The organism is Aneurinibacillus sp. XH2 (assembly GCF_001439585.2).
Lineage (GTDB): Bacteria > Bacillota > Bacilli > Aneurinibacillales > Aneurinibacillaceae > Aneurinibacillus > Aneurinibacillus thermoaerophilus.
The window spans coordinates 2,154,473-2,173,923 of the sequence record NZ_CP014140.1 but is presented as its reverse complement, the minus strand read 5'-3'; the positions used below and the strand labels follow the sequence as shown (position 1 = coordinate 2,173,923).

The following is a 19,451-nucleotide window of genomic DNA, read 5'->3' as shown; positions in this document are numbered from 1 at the left end:
CGCGCGGGTACATTACTTTCCTTTTTCATTCAGTAAATAGCGCAGGGTGCGGACGCTAATATTTAATAGACGGGCAGCCTTTTTCTGATTGCCCAGTGTTTCACGTAGCGCTTTCGTGACAAAGGCTTTTTCAATTATTCGTTCCAGTTCTTTTATGCGTTTCATAATCGATGGGAAATCGATGTGCTCTATGCTGCTTTGCCATTGTGCAAGCAGCTCTTGTTTCCATGATTCAAGATAGTCTTCAAATGGCAGAAGCGCTTGTCCTTCGTTCCTGGGAGAAGGGGAGGAAGTTTGAGATATACGGACTGGCTTAACGATGGAAGCAGGTAAATAATCGGGAGTAATTCTTGACGTTTCTCCATCTGCCAGCGTAAGTGCGCGTGCTACCACATTGGATAGTTCTCTTATATTTCCAGGCCAGTCATACTCTTGCATCAGAGCCAGTGTTTCAGAGACGAAGAACATTTCGCCGGTTTTGTGTCGTTTGGCAAGGTATTGCACGAGATATGGAATATCTTCTCTTCGTTCGCGCAACGGCGGAATAGAAAGCTTGACTACATTCAAGCGGTAGAGTAAGTCCTCACGGAATTTTCCCTGCCTGACCGCTTCATGCAAATTGACATGAGAAGCGGCAATAATGCGTGCGTCCGTATGACGGTGCTGTTCGCTTCCGATCCGCATAAATTCCCTTGTCTCTAAGACACGCAACAGTTTAACCTGAATGGAAGGGGAAGCATCGCCAATTTCGTCGAAAAATAACGTGCCTTTGCTGGCGATCTCAAATAATCCTTTGCGTGTTTGGGTGGCGCCGGTAAAAGCGCCCTTTTCATGGCCAAACAATTCGCTTTCCAGCAATGTTTCCGTAAACGCTCCGCAGTTGACCCCGATAAAAGGTTGTTGCTGTCGTGCGCTGGCGTGATGAAGAAAGCGGGCAAGCACTTCTTTTCCTGTACCGGTTTCTCCTTCGATCAATACGGTAATATTTTTGCGCGCAATTTTGTAGGCGAGGGATAGCAAATGATGCATCTCGGTACTTTGACCGACAATAAATCCGGTTTGTTCGGCCAGGCGCAGCATTTCCGTTTGTCGCTGATTCACAGGAGAGGTGAAGAGACTGTGAATCAGCCTTTCTAGTTCATCAATATCATCGAACGGCTTCTCGATATAATCTTCCGCACCGAGTCGGATGGCTTCAAGCGCTGATTTTACCGTACCGTAACCGGTCATAATGATAACTCTGCACCCGGGCATTTTTTCCTTGATGGCTTTTAAAATATCGAGTCCGTTCGTATCTGGCAGCTTTAAGTCGACAAGAGCGGCCTGATATGGTTCGCCGGCGAGCGCTGCCATAACTTCATATGCATTGCTAGCAAATGAAAGATGGATATCTTTCCTGTGCAGTAGATAGGAAAAAAACGTTTGTACCTGTGTTTCATCGTCAACAATTAGCATTCGATTCATATCATTTCTCCTTATCATTGTTCGTTTCTTTCATACAGAGCCGGAAGAATAAGGGTAAAGCAACTTCCATGTCCAGCTTTGCTTTCCATTTCGATGGTTCCGCCGTGCGCCCGGGCGATACCAAGGCTGACGGAAAGACCGAGTCCTGTGCCTTGTTGCGCTTCCTTCGTTGTAAAGAAAGGGTGAAAAATCTCGTCTTTGTTTTCTTCTGCGATTCCGCAGCCGTTATCCCTGATGTGCAGGCATATAAACCGTTTGTCTTTTTGAACGGTTTGGATAGCGATGTTTTTTTGTTTTTTCCCGTTTGCGTTGACGGCATCTTTTGCATTGAGCAATAGATTGAGAATGATTTGCTCGATTTGCTGGATGCTTCCTTCTATAAGCGGTAAGTCCGTCTGGAGTTGTACGGTAAGCGAAATATTGCTGCGCTCAATTTGATAACGAACAAGGCTGAGCACCTGATTGACCGCGTCATTTAATGAGCATTCATAAAACATGTAATCTTCTTGGCGGGAAAACGTAAGAAGATTTTGAATAATGTTTTTGCATCGTTTACCGCAAATAAGAATATCGTGCAGCAATTGATTCTTGCGTGTTCCATTTTCACTTTCCCGCAATAGAAGTTGCGTATTTCCAAGAATGGCTGTGAGGGGGTTATTTAATTCGTGTGCAACACCAGCTGCCATTTCGCCGATTGCCGCCAATTTCCCGGATTGGATTAGCTGTGCTTCGATGTGTAGCTTTTTTGTTACATCTTTTATGTAAAGAATCGCTCCGTACATCTCGTTCTCTTCATTCAGAACCGGATAAGCAAATACATCACAAATGCGTTTGCCGACAAGCTGAAGTTGTTGATAGGCGGTTTGCCTCGTACGGTAGCATTCGCTTAACGGGCAAAGCGTCCATGTATGAGTCGGGGGACGAAATAATTCGTCGTATTTTTTTCCATAAATTTTGGTTTCGGGAATGCGGAGAAATTCACAAACTGCTTGATTGAAACGAAGAATACGATAATCCATGTCTACATATAATAGCAAGTCCTTCACGGCACTGAACGTTCGTTCCCATTCCCGCTTGCTTTGTAGCACCTCGTTATAGAGCCGCGAATTTTCGATGCAAACCGCTAGTTGGTCGGCCAGTTGCTGTAGAAATGTTAAATCGGAATGATTATATGTATCAGAAGATGTACCGCCAAGGTTGAGCGCGCCGATAGGACGATTTTTGCTGAATAAAGGAACAGCAAGCATTTGCACGATATTTACATTTGACAAGATTCGTTCTTCTGCATAAAGCCCTTGTTGATCCAGAGAAGGGGTGACAGTATGTAACAGCACTTTTTTTTCATGAATGGCTTTCCAGCATAATGAATCGTCCGGGGTTAATAGGGTGCCTGGTGGAATGACCACATGGTTCTGTGGATAGGCGTTGCTTAGGATAAGGCTACCGTTTTCAAACATAGAAAGGGATAGGTAGTCAAAGGAAAAGATATTTTTCAGCTTGTCCATGACATTTTTCAGCATATCGTCTATGGACATATCTACATTGAAACTTTTTACAACCTGATTAATAATTTCAAGTTGCATATTCTTCTTTTTAATTTTGCGCAGGTTCTTTTTTAATTCGGTGTAGTAGTTGCGTTTGGAAGAACGGGCGCCTGTAAGCAGCTCGATAATATCTCGCTTGTTTTCCATCATATATAACCGCCTCCTATAAAGCTTTCCGAAAGATCATTTCCAGTTCATGAATGCCGATGTCACGGGGATTGGTAACCAGGCACACGTCTTCGCTGGCCGCCTGGCTCATTGGCAGGATTAAGTCCTCAGTAAATCCGATATCAGAAAGACGTTGCGGGATGCCGATGTCTGAAGCGAGTTGCTTAACATGGTAGACCGCACGTTTCGCGGCTTCGGCCGCCGTCATATCGGTAATGTTTTGTCCCATCAAAGCGGCGATTTGTCCGAACCGCTCGGGAGCGGCCAAGAAGTTATATTCCATTACATAGGGCAAAAGAATCGCGTTTAGCTTGCCGTGCGGAAGATCGAGATACCCGCCTACCGCATGAGCCATAGCATGGACGGCGCCGAGAATCGCATTTGAAAAGGCGAGCCCCGCTTGCAGGCTGGCCATCGCCATGGCCGCTTTTGCTTCCTCGTTTGTGCGTGAAGCGGTGGAAGCTCGCAAATGCTTAGACACGAGTGAGATGGCGTTTTTAGCTTGTACATCCGTTAGCGGAGTAGCCGCCACGCTGACAAATGCTTCGATGGCATGAGTGAGTACATCCATTCCCGTTTCTGCCGTTAATTCCGCATCCTTTGTAACCAGCGTTTGTGGATCGGTAATCGCGATGTCCGGTACAAGTGACTTGGAAACAATGGTCATCTTGATTTTACGGGAAGAATCCACAATGACGGAAAACTGGGAAACTTCCGAGCCAGAACCCGCAGTCGTTGGAATCATCAGAAGCGGTGGGAGAGGTCGTTTGATTTTATCGGCTCCTTCATATTCATGAATGATCCCGCCATTCGTAGCAAGAATCGCGATCGCCTTGGCCGCATCCATTGCGCTGCCGCCTCCGATGCCAAGGACGGCATCACATTCGCTGAACTGGTAGCGCTGTACACCTTTTTCGATTTCATAGTCTTTCGGATTGGATGTAATATCATAGAATAGCTCATAGGCTAATCCGCTCGCCTGGCATACTTTGATAATCTTTTCGACCCAACCGGCAGCCATGACGCCTTCATCGCTAACAATGAATACCTTATTGGCTCCGATCCTTCGACAGCATTCTCCTGTCTGATGCAAGGAGCCTCGCCCGAAGAGAATTTCCGGTGCAGCGAATTTAGAAATGTGCATGTGTCGCCCTCATTTCGGAGATTTGATACATTGTAACAAAAAATTGGCTAAAAGCGCCGAATTCTTGCTCTTTTTTCCCGCGATTTTTTGCTTCTGAAAGCGGAAGCGCATAGAAAACGCTTATGAAATATATTTTTTGTCTATTTATACTAATCGGAAAATTTGGCATAATCTTTGCGTTAGATGAATAGTGGAAGCGAAACAGCAGGGAGGGAACTTCCGCCTTCCTTCTTTTTCTTTCCTTCATAAGTAGAATTATAGCAACGGTGCAACGAAAAAGAAAATATTTTCATGTAAAGAATTTGAAAGGAGAGAAGAAAAATGGAAAATCAAGTGTTTGGATTTTACATGCCGGCTGTGAATATAATGGGGATTGGCGCGGCAAAGGAAATCGGGGAACGTATGAAATCATACGGCAAAAAGAAAGCGCTTATCGTCACAGATGCAGGGCTTTATCAATTTGGCGTAGCCGATCAAATGGCTGCCTATGTGGAAGAAGCGGGTTTACAAGCTGCGATTTTTCCCGGAGCGGAACCAAATCCGACGGATAAAAATGTAGAAGCTGGTCTTGCCATGTACCGTGAAGAACATTGCGATTGTATCATTTCACTGGGCGGGGGAAGTTCACACGATTGCGCGAAAGGGATTGGTTTGGTCGCCGCTAATGGCGGAAGGATTCATGATTATGAAGGAGTGGATCGTTCCCAATCGCCAATGGTGCCCTTGTTTGCGGTAAACACGACTTCCGGTACGGCCAGTGAAATGACCCGCTTTTGCATCATTACCGATACATCGCGCTCGGTAAAAATGGCAATTGTAGACAAGCATGTAACGCCAACGATCTCCATTAATGACCCGATGCTGACAGTAAAAAAGCCGCCTGCTTTGACCGCGGCAACTGGGATGGATGCATTGACGCATGCGGTAGAAGCCTATGTTTCAACCGCCGCCACCCCGATTACAGACGCATGTGCGCTTCAGGCGATTCGCCTGATTAGCCGGAATTTGCGCGTAGCCGTAGCAAACGGCGAAAACCTACAGGCGCGCGAAAATATGTCGTACGCGCAGTTTTTGGCAGGCATGGCCTTCAATAACGCTTCACTTGGGTATGTGCACGCGATTGCGCATCAGTTTGGCGGTGTGTATAACTTGCCGCACGGCGTATGCAATGCGATTCTCTTGCCGCATGTCGAGCGTTTCAACTTAATTTCCCGAGCCGAGCGATTTGCCGATATCGCTGAAGCCATGGGTGAAAACATCAGCGGCCTGTCGATGCGGGAAGCGGCGGAAAAAGCAATTGAAGCGATTGAGACGCTGGCGCGCGATGTAGGCATTCCGAGAGGATTTGCCGAACTGGGTGCTAAGGAGGAAGATATCGAGCTGTTGGCCGTGAATGCGATGAAAGACGCGTGCGCATTGACCAACCCGCGCAAAGCAACGCTGGAAGATATAAAAGAAATCATTCGCGCCGCATTTTAACATGGGACAGGTCGTGCACCTTGTCCCTTCCACACAGAAGTAAAACCGCCTCCTTGCTGTTCTTTTCTGCTTACGCAAACAGGAGAAGAGCAAGGGGGCATGATAGGACGCTATTCGATCTGGATATTGTATTTCTTCATTCTGTTGTACAATGTTACACGCGAGATGCCAAGTAACTGAGCCGCAGCCGACTTGTTGCCGTATGTTGTCCGGAGCGCTTCCACCAGCTCCTCGTATTCATTTCGTCCTGTTATTTTGCGAGGAAGAGAAGCTTGAGGAACCAGTGGTGTCTGGGAGGGGAGAAACCCTTCGGGAAGATGCTCCGGCTCTATCCGTTTTTGATCCGTTAAAATAACAAGGCGCTCCATCAGATTGCGTAGCTGTCGGATGTTTCCTGGCCACGCGTATTCCAGCAGCAATACGATCGTTTTCGGTGCCAACTCTGGAAACGGTTTGCCATATTTGACTGCAAACTCCTTCAAAAACAGCTGTGCCAGTTCCGGAATATCCTCTTTTCGTTCGCGCAGCGGGGGGATAGCCACGGATATAACATTCAGTCGATAGAACAGATCCTGGCGGAACTGTCCCGCTTCCACCATTTCCTCAAGGTTGCGGTTGGTTGCGGCTACAATACGTACATTGGTCGGAATCGGTTTATGTCCTCCTACACGGTAAAACTGCCGTTCTTGCAGAACACGTAGCAGTTTCACTTGTTGATCAAGCGGAAGTTCACCGATTTCGTCAAGAAACAGCGTGCCTCCAGCAGCCATATCGATCTTTCCTTTTTTCCCTTCGTGAACCGCGCCGGTGAAGGCGCCTTTTTCATAGCCAAACAGTTCACTTTCAAACAGGGCAGCCGGAATTGCGCCACAGTTCAGCGCAACAAATGGCCCCTCTTTCCGCGGGCTTGCGCGGTGTACCGCTTCAGCAAACAATTCTTTTCCGACACCGGATTCTCCGGTGATTAACAGGGTTGCGTCAGTATGGGCCACTTTTCGGGCCAGTTCGATTGCGTGTGTGATCGCTGTGCTGCGCCCTTTAATCTTATAGAACGGATCTTCCTGCTGTTCGGCGTATCGTTCGGTTTCCAAATTGTGCAGGTGGGCAGTCGTGCTGGAAAGCTGGTCATGCAGGCGCACCACATCGCTGATGTCCTTTTCTGCAGAAATGCCGCCGATAATGCGTCCAGAAAGTATTACCGGAGATGTATTGATAAGTACGTGTGCTCCTTCGCGTGGCTGATTGTAATGACGGGAGATGGAAGAACCGTCACGAATGCTTTTGAGCAACATGATCGCGTCTTTTTTAAAATGGCGGGTAATGTGGTGGTGCAGAATGTCCTCCGACGGGATGCGATACATTGCTTCCGCCTGTTTGTTCCAGCCGATCACGTTTCCTTCCGCGTCGACAATAGTCAGCGAATCATCAACCGTATGCAGCACTCCTTCATAGAACGCGAAGCATTCGCGCAGTGCGCGGGAAAGCGCTTGTACCAGCGTTTCCGCCGAAATATATCCGACCGTTTCCCCGGCTTCGGAGATGACGTCGACATCGATGGCGTCCGGCTTGTCTGAAATTAAGTCGAACAGGCGAAGTGTTTCTTTAGCCCGAACGGAAGCGAAACGTTTGGGCAAAGTGGAAAGCGGTTGCATAAGATTATGAAGGAGCGGGTTATAAAAAGAAAAGGGATATTTTTTCATTTGTAATCACCTAGTTCATTATAATTAACAAAGTTGTATAAAATATGGACGGAAAAACCGGGATGATTTACAAAAATGTAAAGGTGGTAACAATATCATTATACAATTAAAAGAAATGAATGTACAATTTTTGGCGCATGGATGGCAGGAGAGAAGCGATCCTGGGGATACGGGAAAGACGTAGGACAGGAAGGTGAAAGATATGATCATCGAGACGGCTATGAAAAAATTTTTTCTATTTCTGTCGCAAAACAGGACGCTGAATCGGGCGGCGAAAAAGTGGGGCCTTCGCTTCGGCGCGCACCGTTTTGTAGCAGGAGAAACGATTCGTGAAGCGATCAACAAGGTAAGAGAATTGAATAAGCAGGGGCTCGTATGCACGCTTGACCATCTCGGCGAGTTTGTCTCGAGCCGAGAAGAGGCGGTGGAAGCAGCTGATTATTGTATTCGTACTCTTGATGCGATTCACGCGGCAAGAGTCAAAAGCAATCTTTCGCTAAAGCTGACTCAGCTTGGACTTGATATTGACAGAGACTTGTGCCGCGTCAATATGCAACGTATTTTGGAAAGGGCGAAGAAATACGGAAATTTTGTAAGGATCGATATGGAAGATTACAGTCATTGTCAGATAACGCTTGACTTGTTGCGTGAATTGCGCCGGGAATACAGCAATGTGGGGACCGTAATTCAGGCTTATTTATACCGGGCGGAAAAAGATGTGGAAACGCTGCGTGGTGTGCCGCTCCGGCTCGTTAAAGGTGCGTATAAAGAATCACCTGAGGTGACGTATCCGGACAAGAAAGACGTGGATGAAAATTATAAGCGTATCATTAAAGCGCATCTTTTGAGTGGAAGCCATACGGCAGTGGCCACTCACGACGATAAAATTATTGAATTTACAAAGCAGCTTGTTGCAAGGTATAACATTCCACGGCACAGATTTGAATTTCAGATGCTGTACGGCATCCGTCCCCAGTCACAACTTGAACTGGTGCGCCAGGGCTATACGATGCGTGTTTATGTACCGTATGGCAATGACTGGTATGGATATTTTATGCGTCGTCTGGCCGAGCGCCCGGCTAACGTAGCCTTTGTGTTGAAAGGAATGCTGGTAAAATAATAGGGCAAAAGACTCTTTGTGTTTTCCTATCCACTTGTCTTCTACGATGAGAAACGAATGAATTTTATGGCAAAAGTCTTGAATATTTATATAAAGAGGAGGGAATAAATCATTCTAAATAACTATATTGTAGATAGATATATGCTGTTTTAGTGCTCATTTTCGTAGTATTATAATAACAGGAAAATGAGGTGGACGAATATGGGCACAGAAAATGGATGCACGATTCATAAAAAAAAGAGCAAAAAAATTAGTGATTCAGTATTCACTTTCCTTTTTGGAGATTTAGTAGAGTCGGAAAAGATTAAGTTGTATATGGATGAAGTGACACAGCGTGTTTACGAAGAGAAGATGGAGCCGGATGAACTCAGAAAGAGCTTGTCGGAATTGACTGATCGTTATGTTATGGATGAAATGAATCCGGCTGACCAAGCGAGTGTGATTCGTTATATTAGCGCGTTTGCCAAAATAGAAAATAACGTAAAGGCCAATCTTCGTATCATGAGATTTAGAGAAAGGCATCGAGGGCTAGAACAGGAAGAATTGAATGAAGCGATACGGAAAATCATTTGCCAGTATCAAGGGACACAGAAGGTAATGAACGAATGGGTTAGACAGTATGCCGCCCAGAGGGGGCTTAGACCGGAATGGGTGGCGACGCCGGACTTAGAGTGGATCGACAAGGAAGAGTAACGGGGGCGCATTAAAATATGTGGCCCCTAAGTTGTGCTACATAACTATAAAAAAAAGAGCCTGGAAGAAGGCTCAATTGAAAAGAGGTGTGCCCATATGCTCCTAAGCTCGGGTAAGAGGCAGTGGGACAAGACTATGCTTAGTTTTAGAATACACGCAGAATACGAATTTTGTATCATCATTTTGTTAAGATTGTGTTAAAAATTGTCCCGGCTAAATGGCCGGGACCAAAGAGAATGGGGCTGCCACAGAATGTGGCATGATTTTGGAGATCAATCCACTCATTATACTACTATAGGTATGTAAGTATTTTGTTTTGTTAGCATTAAGATTATATTAAGATTGGCACAAGTTTTTTTCATGTCCGACTAAGATAAAAAGGAGGAAATGTTATGCTTGGACAGGAGGCTGCAGCTTTGCTTTTGAAGCTGCGTGAAAAAAAACCGCTTGTACATAATATAACAAACGTAGTGGTAACAAATTTTACGGCTAATGGGTTATTGGCGCTTGGCGTTTCCCCGGTGATGGCGTACGCTCCTGAAGAAGTAGCTGATATGGCGAAGATTGCGGGTGCCCTTGTGCTGAACATGGGCACGCTCACGAGGGAAACGGTAGAGGCAATGTTGATCGCCGGAAAATCGGCCAATAAGCACGGGGTTCCGGTTGTGTTTGATCCGGTCGGAGCCGGGGCGACGCCATTTCGGACGGAAATGGCGCGTCGTATTGTCAACGAACTTGATATTGCCATTATTCGCGGCAATGCAGCGGAGATTGCCAATGTAATCGGCGAGTCATGGGAGATTAAAGGTGTGGATGCCGGAGAGAAAGGCGGAGATACGGAAGAACTTGCCAGAAAGGCGACGAAAGCGCTGGGCACGGTTGTTGCGATTACCGGTAAAACGGACGTGGTGGCCGGGCCTGACAAGCTGTATATGATTCGTAACGGAGACGAGATGTTGACCCGGGTTACTGGCACCGGGTGCTTGCTTACTTCCATTCTTGGGGCTTATGCCGCCGTAGAACAAGATTTCGTGTTCGCGGCAGCCGCGGGACTTGCGAGCTACGGTGTCGCTGCGGAACTGGCGCGACAAATTGTATCTGCCCCGGGTTCGTACCAGATTGCACTTCTTGATGCGCTGTACAATCTCGAAGAAGCACAAATTATCGAAATGGCAGATATTACAGAAAAATAAACAAACAAAAGAAAAGAGAGGATAGCAATGAACCCAGAAGCATGGCAGGAACGTTTGGGCGTCTATCTTGTGCTTGGCATCGATAACGCGGGAGGACGTAGCGCGCTGGAAACCGTCCGCCTGGCTATCGAGGGCGGTGTCGATGTTGTGCAATTACGCGAGAAAAAAGCCCCTCTCCGGCGGGTATTGGAAGTGGGGCGGAAAATGCGGGAACTATGCCGTGAGCACGATGTGCTATTTGTTGTCAATGACAGGGTAGATGTAGCGATGTTGCTGGACGCGGACGGAGTGCATGTCGGACAGGATGACCTTCCAGCGGGTGAGGCGCGTAAACTGATTGGTGACCATATGTTTATCGGTGTTTCGGCGTCTTCGGTGGCAGAAGCGCGCTGGGCAATTGAGCAAGGAGCCGATTATCTAGGAGTCGGCGCGATTTACGCAACCGGTAGCAAAGCGGATGCAGGCGATCCAGTAACGCCAGCGTTGATCGGGGAAATTCGCAAGTTTTCGGCTTTGCCGATCGTGGGGATTGGTGGCATTACTGCTGAAAATTGCGCAGAAGTTATGGAACAGGGGGCAAATGGCGTGGCCGTCATTTCAGCGATCGTCGGGCAGCCGGACCCGAAACAGGCGACCGTTCGCCTGAAGCAGGCGGTAGCCCCGTTTATCGGAAAATAAACAGACATGGAGCGGAAGCTGTATCCGCTCCGTTTTTCTTTCTCTTTTAAAAATTCTGCACACAAACAAACGTTCTTGTTCTTTGGAGTTTTGTGTATAATAGAAGAGGAAACGAACGGCAGCTAAATTGGAGAATATTGCTTTTCGCTATAAAAACAAGTACATTGTAATGAAAGAAACAGGAGGGGATAGATTTGAGTCATCCAAGCGTATCACTGAATGTAACAGCATATAGCGATGATGATATTCGTGTCCTCAAAGGTTTGACCGCTGTTCGCGTCAGACCTGGGATGTATATCGGTTCAACCGGCAGCCGCGGCTTGCACCATCTTATCTGGGAAATTATCGATAACTCCAAAGACGAGGTGTTGGCCGGTTATTGCGATACCATTAAAATTACGATTCATCCGGATAAAAGCATTAGTATCGAAGACAATGGCCGCGGAATCCCGACCGGGATGAATAAAGACGAAGGCATTCCGACGCCTACTGTCGTCTTTACCGTTCTCCATGCCGGGGGTAAGTTCGGCGGCGGAGAAGGATACAAGAAGTCAGGCGGACTACATGGCGTGGGAGCCAGCGTCGTGAACGCGCTTTCCGAATGGCTTGAGGTAGAAATTTACCGTGACGGCCATATCTACCGCCAACGTTTTGAATATGTGGAGGGAGCGGACGGAGATTTTAAAGCCGGTCATCCTGTGACCGACCTTGAAATCGTCGGCACGACGCGAAAAACTGGAACAAAGGTCACATTTCTTCCAGATAAGCGTATCTTTGGCGACATTAACATCCAGTATAACATTTTGCGCGAGAGGCTGCGCGACAATGCATTTTTGTTAAAGGGCGTCACCATTCATCTGCACGATATGCGCCCGGGTGCGCCTGGGAAGGAGACGTTTCACTTTGACGAAGGCATTAAAGCGTTCATTGAATATTTAAATGATGGAAAAAATACGCTGCACGATATCGTATATTTTGAAGGCGAAAAGGACGGAATTGAAATTGAACTCGCTTTTCAATATAACGATAACACGTCGGAAAACCTGCTTTCCTATGTCAATACGATTCCGACCATCGATGAAGGAACGCATGTGTCCGGTTTCCGCAATGCGTTTACGAAAGTGTGCAACGAATACGCGCGTAAGAACGCGCTTTTGAAGAAAAATGACAAAAACCTGACCGGGAATGATTACCGGGAAGGGTTGATGGCGGTGCTCAGCATTCGGATGGACGATCCGCAGTTTGAAAGCCAGACAAAAGACAAGCTGGGCAGCGAGGAAGCTCGGTCTGCGGTCGAAGCGTTTGTCAGTGAGAAAATGAGCTTCTTCCTTGAAGAGAATCCAGATATCGCCCGCTTGATTATTGAGCGGGCCATTGAGTCACGTCGCATTAAAGAAGAAATTAAGAAGGCGGCGGAAGCGTTGCGGGGTTCCGGAAAGAAAGGCAAAAAGAAGGGCAAGCGAACCATAAGTGACAAGTACACGCCACCGAGCAAAAAAGACCCTGCGCGCAATGAATTGTTTATCGTTGAGGGTGACTCGGCGGGCGGTTCTGCCATTAATGGTCGCGACCGCAGTTTTCAGGCAGTGCTGAGTTTGCGCGGGAAACCGATTAACGTGGAAAAGAAGAAAATTTATGAAGTCATTGGCCCGAACGGGAATGAAGAAATCAACACGATTGTCGAAGTTCTTGGCACGGGGATCGGTGATGAGTTCAATGCCAACGATTGCGCGTTTGACAAAATTATTATTATGACGGATGCCGATTATGACGGCGCGCATATTCAGATTTTACTGCTAACGCTGTTCTACCGTTACTTCCCTGAACTTATCAAACGCGGCAAAGTATTTATTGCGCAACCTCCGCTGTACAAGGTGTACAAGCAGGGAAAGAAAGGGCAGGAAATCATCTATGCCTGGACGGACGAAGAGCGAATTGTTGCGCAGAAGAAAATGGGCAGCCAGGCAGAAATTCAGCGCTACAAAGGGCTTGGCGAGATGAACGCAGAACAGTTGTGGGACACGACGATGAATCCTGCTACACGCAAGCTGATTCAGGTGGATTTGGAAGAAGCGTCAGAAGCGGAGCGAATTGTCACTATTTTAATGGGCGATAAAGTACCGCCGCGCCGCGAGTGGATCGAAAACAACGTGAAGTTTGTAATGGAGGAGGAATAAAGAGCTAATGTCATTACCGCATGAAGAGTATTTACAGATGAGCGTGCGGGATGTATATCGCTCCAGGTTCAGCGATTATGCCCGCTATATCATTTTATCGCGGGCCATCCCGGATGTGCGGGATGGCTTAAAGCCTGTGCAACGCCGAGTATTGTATTCAATGTACAAAGAAAAAAACACACCAGATCGTCCGTATCGCAAGTCGGCGAAGACGGTTGGTGACGTTATGGGAAACTATCACCCGCACGGTGATTCATCCATCTATGAGACGATGGTGAATCTGGTTCAGCCGCACAAAATGCGCGAACCGCTCATTGACGGGCATGGTCATTGGGGTACGGTAGATGGCGATACCGCCGCGGCGATGCGTTATACGGAAGCGCGTCTTATGCCGATCGCGATGGAAATGTTGCGTGATATTGAAAAGGATACGGTTGATTTTATTCCGAACTACGACAATACATCGAAAGAGCCGACCGTGCTGCCTGCGCGTTTTCCGAATTTGCTCGTAAACGGCGTGACCGGGATTTCCATCGGGTTTGCCACCGAAATTCCGACGCATAACCTGCGGGAAGTTATAAATGGGACGATTGCGCTGCTTCATAATCCGGACATTTCGCTCGATGAGTTGATGAAATATATTCCGGGCCCCGATTTGCCGGGCGGCGGCATTATCCAGGGTCGGGAAGAGATTAAAAAAGCGTATGAAACGGGAGCCGGTCGGATGATTATCCGCTCAAGGACCCATATGGAAAACGGCAAGCAAGGACGAAAGCTAATCGTGGTCGATGAGATTCCGTATACGGTGAAGAAAAAAGCGCTTGTCACGCAAATTGAAGAAGAAATTATTGAGAAAAACGTGGATGGCCTGCTTGAAGTACGGGACGAAACGGATCGCGAAGGCATGCGAATTGTGCTTGAGGTGCGCAAGGATGCTGATGTGGATGGCATTTTACACTATCTGTTCAAAAAGACAGATTTGCAGATTTCATACAGCTTCAATATGCTTGTGATCGCTGACGAGCGTCCCCAGCAACTCGGTTTGAAAGGCATTCTCGGCGCTTATATCGCACACCAGAAAGAAGTAATTACCCGCCGGACGACACATGATTTGGAGAAGGCGCGAAAACGTCTGCATATCGTAGAAGGAATCATTAAAGCGATTTCCATTCTGCGCCAGGTGATCGATACGATTATGGATTCGGACGGACGGGAAGACGCGCGAAATCGTTTGATGGCGAATTTTGCTTTCACGTATGAGCAAGCGGAGGCCATTCTTGATATTCGCTTGCATCAGTTAACACGCCTGGATATTAAAAGGTACGAGAAAGAAGAAAAAGATTTGAACAAGAAAATTTCCGCTCTGGAGGGAATCCTAAAGAGCGAGAAAAAACTGAACAAAGTGCTGGAAAAAGAACTGAGCGAAATCCGCGATAAATACGGCGATGATCGCCGGACGACGCTCGAAGATGAAATTGAAAACCTAGAAGTTGATATTTCTGTTACCGTGCCGGCAGAGGAAGTGATCGTTACGATTACCGAGGAGCAGTACATTAAACGGACGTCGCTGCGTTCGTTTAACAGTTCCGGTGCTTCTATCGAAACGGCTGGCGTCAAAGAAAGCGACACGATACGCTATTTTTTCAGGACAAATACAATCCACCACCTGCTTTTATTTACGAATGATGGATATTTCTATCAGATTCCGGTTCACGAAATTCCAGATGGCCGCTGGAAAGACATTGGCACCAGCTTGGTCAATGTCTTGCCCCTTAGCAAAGAGCAGAAAATTGTGGCCGCATACAAAGTAGATTCACTGGATCGTGTAGCGGATGAATCGTTCGCATTTGTGACCGAAGGCGGTATGATTAAGCGGACAAAAGGAGAAGAATACAGCAAAACCCAGAAAAAGCGCGGCATTGTCGCGGTGAAGCTAAAAGACGATGATAAGATTGAAACAGTGCATATGTGTGGCGAGGAAGATGAGTTCCTGCTTGTGTCTTCCGGTGGTATGGCGATTCGGTTTCCTGTGGCTGAGGTGCCGCTGACTGGACGAAATACGGCAGGTGTGCGTGGCATGAAGCTTGAGGAAGGTGAGCGTGTCGTGGCTTCTTTCGTAGTGAAGCCAGAAGCGGAAGATGTGTTACAAATCATCACAAAAGAAGGGGTCATCAAGCGCACTTTCGTCACCCAGTTTACCACGCAGGGCCGGAGCGGTAAGGGCGTGCTCGTAATTCGGCGCCGCAAAGTGCAGCCGCATGAGGTGAAAGTTGCGTTCCTTGAAGGAGAGATGAAGCACGGTCTACTGGGTCGCACGGATAAAGGCCGTGAAGTACGGATCGACTGGGAGGCGTACTGCAAGCATTTATCAGTAAACGATCAGGGTTCTGTCGGACGCACCATGGTACAGCTTGATCCTGGCGAAGAAGTAGCGTCTATTTTGTTTACAGCGCGCGCGGAGGAAAAACAAGCCGGAGAAGGTGTGGACAGTTGCTCCGAGTAAGCAAAGGAGTACCTTTTTGGTAAACTGGAAATACTGTAATAGAAAAATGACGCATGATGACTTGTATTTTGCTGGCCGCAAAGTTCTTTATTATTCTTTTTGTTTCATGTATAGTAAACGTATAGTAAATTCTTTTAGGGGGAACATTTTTTGAGTAACATCGCTGTCGGCAATATTTTGGAAGGTACCGTTGTAGGAGTTCAATCTTTTGGCGCTTTTGTTAATCTCGGAGAGAACAAGCAGGGACTCGTCCATATTTCACAAATTGCTTCTTCTTATGTCGAGGATATTAACCAATTTGTCAAAGTAGGAGACAAAGTGACTGTAAAAGTGCTGGAGATTAAAAACGACGGTAAAATCTCGTTAACTATGAGGATCAATGAAGAAAAGAAGGATGACCGTCGCGCTTTTAAGAAGCGGGATGAGAACCGCAGTCAAGGCGGACGTCAGAACAGCTCGAAAGAAGATTTTGAAGCCATGATGAAACGCTGGCTGAAAACGAGCGAGGACAAGATGGGCGACCTGGGCAAGCGTGAAAAACGGCGCTGAACGGGACCTTACCACTCTTTTAGTAGATTCAACCACTCTGATTTTCGTCAGAGTGGTTTTCTATGCACTCATATACATATGAAAGGAGAAACCATCGTGTTACTGTACCATGTATTAGGAGCAAAGCAATTTACCCGTCCGGAATTGGACGAGATTTTTGTAAAAACCAAAGAAATGGAACGGGTGGTGGCGGAAGGTGGAAGCGATCGCTACAGCAATAAAGTGATGACGACACTTTTCTTTGAGCCGAGCACCCGGACGCGCCTGTCGTTTGAGTCGGCAATGTCCCGTCTTGGCGGCAAGGTAATCGGAACAGAAAATGCGGCTCAATTTTCGTCCACCATTAAGGGGGAAACATTGGAAGACACTATTCGTGTCGTATCCAGCTACAGCGATGTTATCGTTATTCGCCATACGGATATTGGAGCGGCTGAACGCGCTGCTGCGGTGGCGACCGTACCGATTATTAACGCAGGAGACGGCGCGGGGGAACACCCGACGCAGTCGCTTTTGGATTTGTACACGATTAAAAAAGAACTCGGCCGTCTGGATGATCTGCATATCGTCATGATCGGAGATTTGGCGAACGGACGTACGGTTCATTCCTTGTCTTATTTGCTTGCCAATTATAACAAGATTCACATTTCGTTCACCGCTCCGGAAAACGTACAAATTCCCACATATGTGAAAAAATATCTGGATGAAAAAAGGGTTTCGTACGAAGAAGAACACGATTTGGAGAAAGTGGCAAAAACGGCAGATGTGCTCTATCAGACCCGCATCCAAAAAGAGCGTTTTACGTCGCTTGACGAGTATGAGAAAGCCTGCGGCAAGTATATCATTGATAATGCCTTGCTCTCGGTGATGAAAAAAGATAGCATCGTACTGCATCCACTGCCGCGTGCTGGTGAGATTGCGGTCGAGGTGGATCATGACCCGCGCGCCGCGTACTTCCGTCAGGCGGAAAACGGCCTGTTCGTCCGCATGGCGCTCATTGACAAGTGTTTCTCTATGTAGAAGAAGAAAATTACATATTTCCCTCTTTCTTTGCAAAAAATTAGGAAGAAAATGCAGAGAAGGAGGCGGATGGGGGCAATGCGCAAAAAGTTGCTGATTCCGTTCGCAGGTATGGCAGTTGGTGTATGGCTGATTGTGGGCAGCGGGGGACTCGGGGTTCCCACATTCCGCACAGCGGAGAGAGCAACTCCCCCTACCTTGCACGAGCGCCCCGCTATTGCGGATACATGGGACCTTACAAGGTTGTACGCTTCATCAGATGCTTGGCAAAAAGATATTCAATCGATTGTGAGAGAGGCTGCGCTTATCGCTTCTTATAAAGGAAAATTAGATCATGCACATCATTTATATGAGGCGCTTTCGAAGCAAGAAGAAGCATCCCGTAAGCTAGAAAAGGCATATGTATATGCCCAACTACAATTCGATACGCATACTACCGATTCAATCGCACAGCAAAGATTGCATGAAGCGCGGCGGACGGCGCAAAAGCTGACGCTCGCCACTTCATTTATTGGCCCGGAGCTCGCAAGGCTTGATGACAAAAAGCTGGAACGGATGTACCATGCAGAAAAAAAGCTGGTCAAATATAGGCGCTATATTAGTGAGTTACGCAAAGAACGAGGCCATATTTTATCCGAGAAAGAAGAAAAATTGCTTGCGTTGACCGGGGAAGCGATGGGGACAGCCGCTCAGGCTTACCGGTTTTTGCTTGATACGGATCTTGCGTTTCCTTCCATCAAAGATGAAAAAGGAAAAAGCGTGCCGTTGACCCGCGAACGTTACGTTTCTTTCATGACTTCCCCGAAGCAAGCCGTGCGCCGCCGTGCGTTTGAAGCGGTCTATGGCACATACGCGCAATATGGGAACACGTTCGCTTCATTGCTTGCAGGAGAAGTAAGAAGGAATGTCGTATATGCGCAGGCGCGGCGTTATCCGTCTGCCCGTTACGCCGCGTTGCACGCATCCGACATTCCGGAAAGTATATATGATCAATTAATTTCAACCGTGCGCCATCGCATTCATTTGCTGCATCGTTATACGGCGCTACGAAAAAAAATGCTGGGGCTTTCAGCGCTGCATAAGTATGATTTATATGTTCCTTTCATTCGAGGAAAAAAGCGGGAGTACACGCTTAGCGAAGCGAAAACGATGGTGCGGGAAGGACTTGCGCCGCTTGGCGCAGAGTATCAGCAGAAGCTGGAGGAAGCATTTAGAAACCGCTGGATGGACGTCTACAGCCGCACAGGAAAAACGGGCGGCGCCTACCAGACTGCGGTGTACGGGTATCCGCCGTACGTACTTTTAAATTACAACGGAAGGCTGGATGATGTGCTGACGATGGCGCACGAAATGGGACATGCCATGCATTCGTATTACGCCAATAAGACACAAAACTATTTGAACGCAAATTATGATATTTTTGTGGCGGAAGTCGCATCGACAGTCAACGAATCGCTGCTTTTGCGCCGCTGGATTGAAGAGGCCAAGGATAAAAAAGAACGGGCCATGTTGTTAAACCGCTACCTGGACACGTTTCAAGGGACGCTGTTTGCCCAGACGATGTTCGCCGAATTTGAACGCGATATATATCAGGCGGCGGAGAAGGGAGAAGCGTTGACAGCCGATGATTTGGTGCGACGTTATCGGAAGCTGGTGGCCGAGTATTACGGGCCGGCGCTTACGCTAGATCCGAATGTTGGCTATGAGTGGGCGCGTGTGCCGCATTTTTATAAAAATTTCTATGTGTACCAATATGCGACCGGTTTTTCGGCAGCGACCGCGCTCGCGGATAGGCTTTTGCACGGCGGCCCAGAAAAGCGGGAACAATACCTCGCATTCCTGAAAGCGGGCGGCTCGGCACCGCCGCTTGATGTACTTAGAAAAGCCGGGGTTGATTTGCGGAACCCTGAAGTTATTTCACGGGCGCTTGATGTGTTTGAACAAGCATTGAACGAATTGGAGAAATTGGCGTAAGAAGTGTAAGAGAAGCGGATGAGCTGGGCTGGGAGCCTATTTTGTGCA

The 19,451-nt window shown here is 47.5% G+C and carries 14 protein-coding genes; 10 read left to right on the top strand and 4 right to left on the bottom strand.

The features are described 5' to 3' along the window. Window positions 1-12 precede the first annotated feature (12 nt). From ACH33_RS10730 to ACH33_RS10720, 3 genes are read right to left on the bottom strand one after another with little or no spacing between them, the layout of a single operon-like run. The gene (locus tag ACH33_RS10730) at window positions 13-1,464 is read right to left on the bottom strand and encodes a sigma-54-dependent transcriptional regulator (protein WP_057899013.1); all 1,452 of its coding nucleotides are present in this window, start codon (window positions 1,462-1,464) and stop codon (window positions 13-15) included. Window positions 1,465-1,478: 14 nt separating this feature from the next. Next, entirely contained in the window at window positions 1,479-3,158 is a 1,680-nt protein-coding gene (locus ACH33_RS10725) for a GAF domain-containing sensor histidine kinase (protein ID WP_335338939.1), read from the bottom strand. 13 nt (window positions 3,159-3,171) lie between these two features. Further along, window positions 3,172-4,320, bottom strand: coding sequence for an iron-containing alcohol dehydrogenase (locus ACH33_RS10720; protein ID WP_057899012.1), 1,149 nt, complete (start codon window positions 4,318-4,320; stop codon window positions 3,172-3,174). Window positions 4,321-4,641: 321 nt separating this feature from the next. Here ACH33_RS10720 and ACH33_RS10710 point away from each other — a divergent pair, with 321 nt between their 5' ends. Beyond that, entirely contained in the window at window positions 4,642-5,799 is a 1,158-nt protein-coding gene (locus ACH33_RS10710; protein WP_057899010.1) for an iron-containing alcohol dehydrogenase, read from the top strand. A gap of 110 nt (window positions 5,800-5,909) precedes the next feature. On the opposite strand, the gene ACH33_RS10705 is transcribed toward ACH33_RS10710, so the two are convergent. Continuing rightward, on the bottom strand, window positions 5,910-7,499 hold the full coding sequence (locus ACH33_RS10705) for a sigma-54 interaction domain-containing protein (RefSeq protein ID WP_175493545.1): 1,590 nt from the start codon (window positions 7,497-7,499) through the stop codon (window positions 5,910-5,912). Window positions 7,500-7,707: 208 nt separating this feature from the next. Here ACH33_RS10705 and ACH33_RS10700 point away from each other — a divergent pair, with 208 nt between their 5' ends. The 9 genes from ACH33_RS10700 (at window position 7,708) to pepF (ending at window position 19,403) form a co-directional block, all read left to right on the top strand. Beyond that, window positions 7,708-8,619 (top strand): proline dehydrogenase family protein, encoded by a 912-nt coding sequence (locus ACH33_RS10700; RefSeq protein WP_057900342.1) that lies wholly within the window; start codon window positions 7,708-7,710, stop codon window positions 8,617-8,619. Window positions 8,620-8,820: 201 nt separating this feature from the next. After that, window positions 8,821-9,312, top strand: coding sequence for a hypothetical protein (locus ACH33_RS10695; protein WP_057899009.1), 492 nt, complete (start codon window positions 8,821-8,823; stop codon window positions 9,310-9,312). Between the two features lie 392 nt (window positions 9,313-9,704). Next, the gene (gene thiM, locus ACH33_RS10690) at window positions 9,705-10,505 is read left to right on the top strand and encodes a hydroxyethylthiazole kinase (RefSeq protein ID WP_057899008.1); all 801 of its coding nucleotides are present in this window, start codon (window positions 9,705-9,707) and stop codon (window positions 10,503-10,505) included. 27 nt (window positions 10,506-10,532) lie between these two features. Continuing rightward, window positions 10,533-11,183, top strand: a complete 651-nt coding sequence (gene thiE, locus ACH33_RS10685; RefSeq protein WP_057899007.1) for a thiamine phosphate synthase — start codon at window positions 10,533-10,535, stop codon at window positions 11,181-11,183. Window positions 11,184-11,377: 194 nt separating this feature from the next. Further along, the gene (locus ACH33_RS10680) at window positions 11,378-13,360 is read left to right on the top strand and encodes a DNA gyrase/topoisomerase IV subunit B (protein WP_175493543.1); all 1,983 of its coding nucleotides are present in this window, start codon (window positions 11,378-11,380) and stop codon (window positions 13,358-13,360) included. A gap of 7 nt (window positions 13,361-13,367) precedes the next feature. Beyond that, complete coding sequence (gene parC, locus ACH33_RS10675) at window positions 13,368-15,863, top strand: DNA topoisomerase IV subunit A (protein ID WP_082706007.1); 2,496 nt, start codon at window positions 13,368-13,370, stop codon at window positions 15,861-15,863. Between the two features lie 150 nt (window positions 15,864-16,013). Continuing rightward, the gene (locus ACH33_RS10670) at window positions 16,014-16,412 is read left to right on the top strand and encodes a S1 RNA-binding domain-containing protein (RefSeq protein ID WP_057899006.1); all 399 of its coding nucleotides are present in this window, start codon (window positions 16,014-16,016) and stop codon (window positions 16,410-16,412) included. Between the two features lie 102 nt (window positions 16,413-16,514). Further along, a complete protein-coding gene (gene pyrB / locus ACH33_RS10665; RefSeq protein ID WP_408863343.1) occupies window positions 16,515-17,429 on the top strand; it encodes an aspartate carbamoyltransferase in 915 nt (304 codons plus the stop codon). A 78-nt stretch (window positions 17,430-17,507) separates the two neighbouring features. Further along, on the top strand, window positions 17,508-19,403 hold the full coding sequence (gene pepF / locus ACH33_RS10660) for an oligoendopeptidase F (protein ID WP_162265026.1): 1,896 nt from the start codon (window positions 17,508-17,510) through the stop codon (window positions 19,401-19,403). The last annotated feature ends 48 nt before the right edge of the window (window positions 19,404-19,451 follow it).

Bases quoted from the DNA above. Each gene is read 5' to 3' on its own strand.
- pepF (WP_162265026.1), top strand. From the start codon at position 17,508: ATGCGCAAAAAGTTGCTGATTCCGTTCGCAGGTATGGCAGTTGGTGTA.
- parC (WP_082706007.1), top strand. From the start codon at position 13,368: ATGTCATTACCGCATGAAGAGTATTTACAGATGAGCGTGCGGGATGTA.
- thiE (WP_057899007.1), top strand. From the start codon at position 10,533: ATGAACCCAGAAGCATGGCAGGAACGTTTGGGCGTCTATCTTGTGCTT.
- ACH33_RS10720 (WP_057899012.1), bottom strand. From the start codon at position 4,320: ATGCACATTTCTAAATTCGCTGCACCGGAAATTCTCTTCGGGCGAGGC.
- ACH33_RS10695 (WP_057899009.1), top strand. From the start codon at position 8,821: ATGGGCACAGAAAATGGATGCACGATTCATAAAAAAAAGAGCAAAAAA.
- ACH33_RS10730 (WP_057899013.1), bottom strand. From the start codon at position 1,464: ATGAATCGAATGCTAATTGTTGACGATGAAACACAGGTACAAACGTTT.
- ACH33_RS10710 (WP_057899010.1), top strand. From the start codon at position 4,642: ATGGAAAATCAAGTGTTTGGATTTTACATGCCGGCTGTGAATATAATG.
- ACH33_RS10725 (WP_335338939.1), bottom strand. From the start codon at position 3,158: ATGATGGAAAACAAGCGAGATATTATCGAGCTGCTTACAGGCGCCCGT.
- thiM (WP_057899008.1), top strand. From the start codon at position 9,705: ATGCTTGGACAGGAGGCTGCAGCTTTGCTTTTGAAGCTGCGTGAAAAA.
- ACH33_RS10705 (WP_175493545.1), bottom strand. From the start codon at position 7,499: ATGAAAAAATATCCCTTTTCTTTTTATAACCCGCTCCTTCATAATCTT.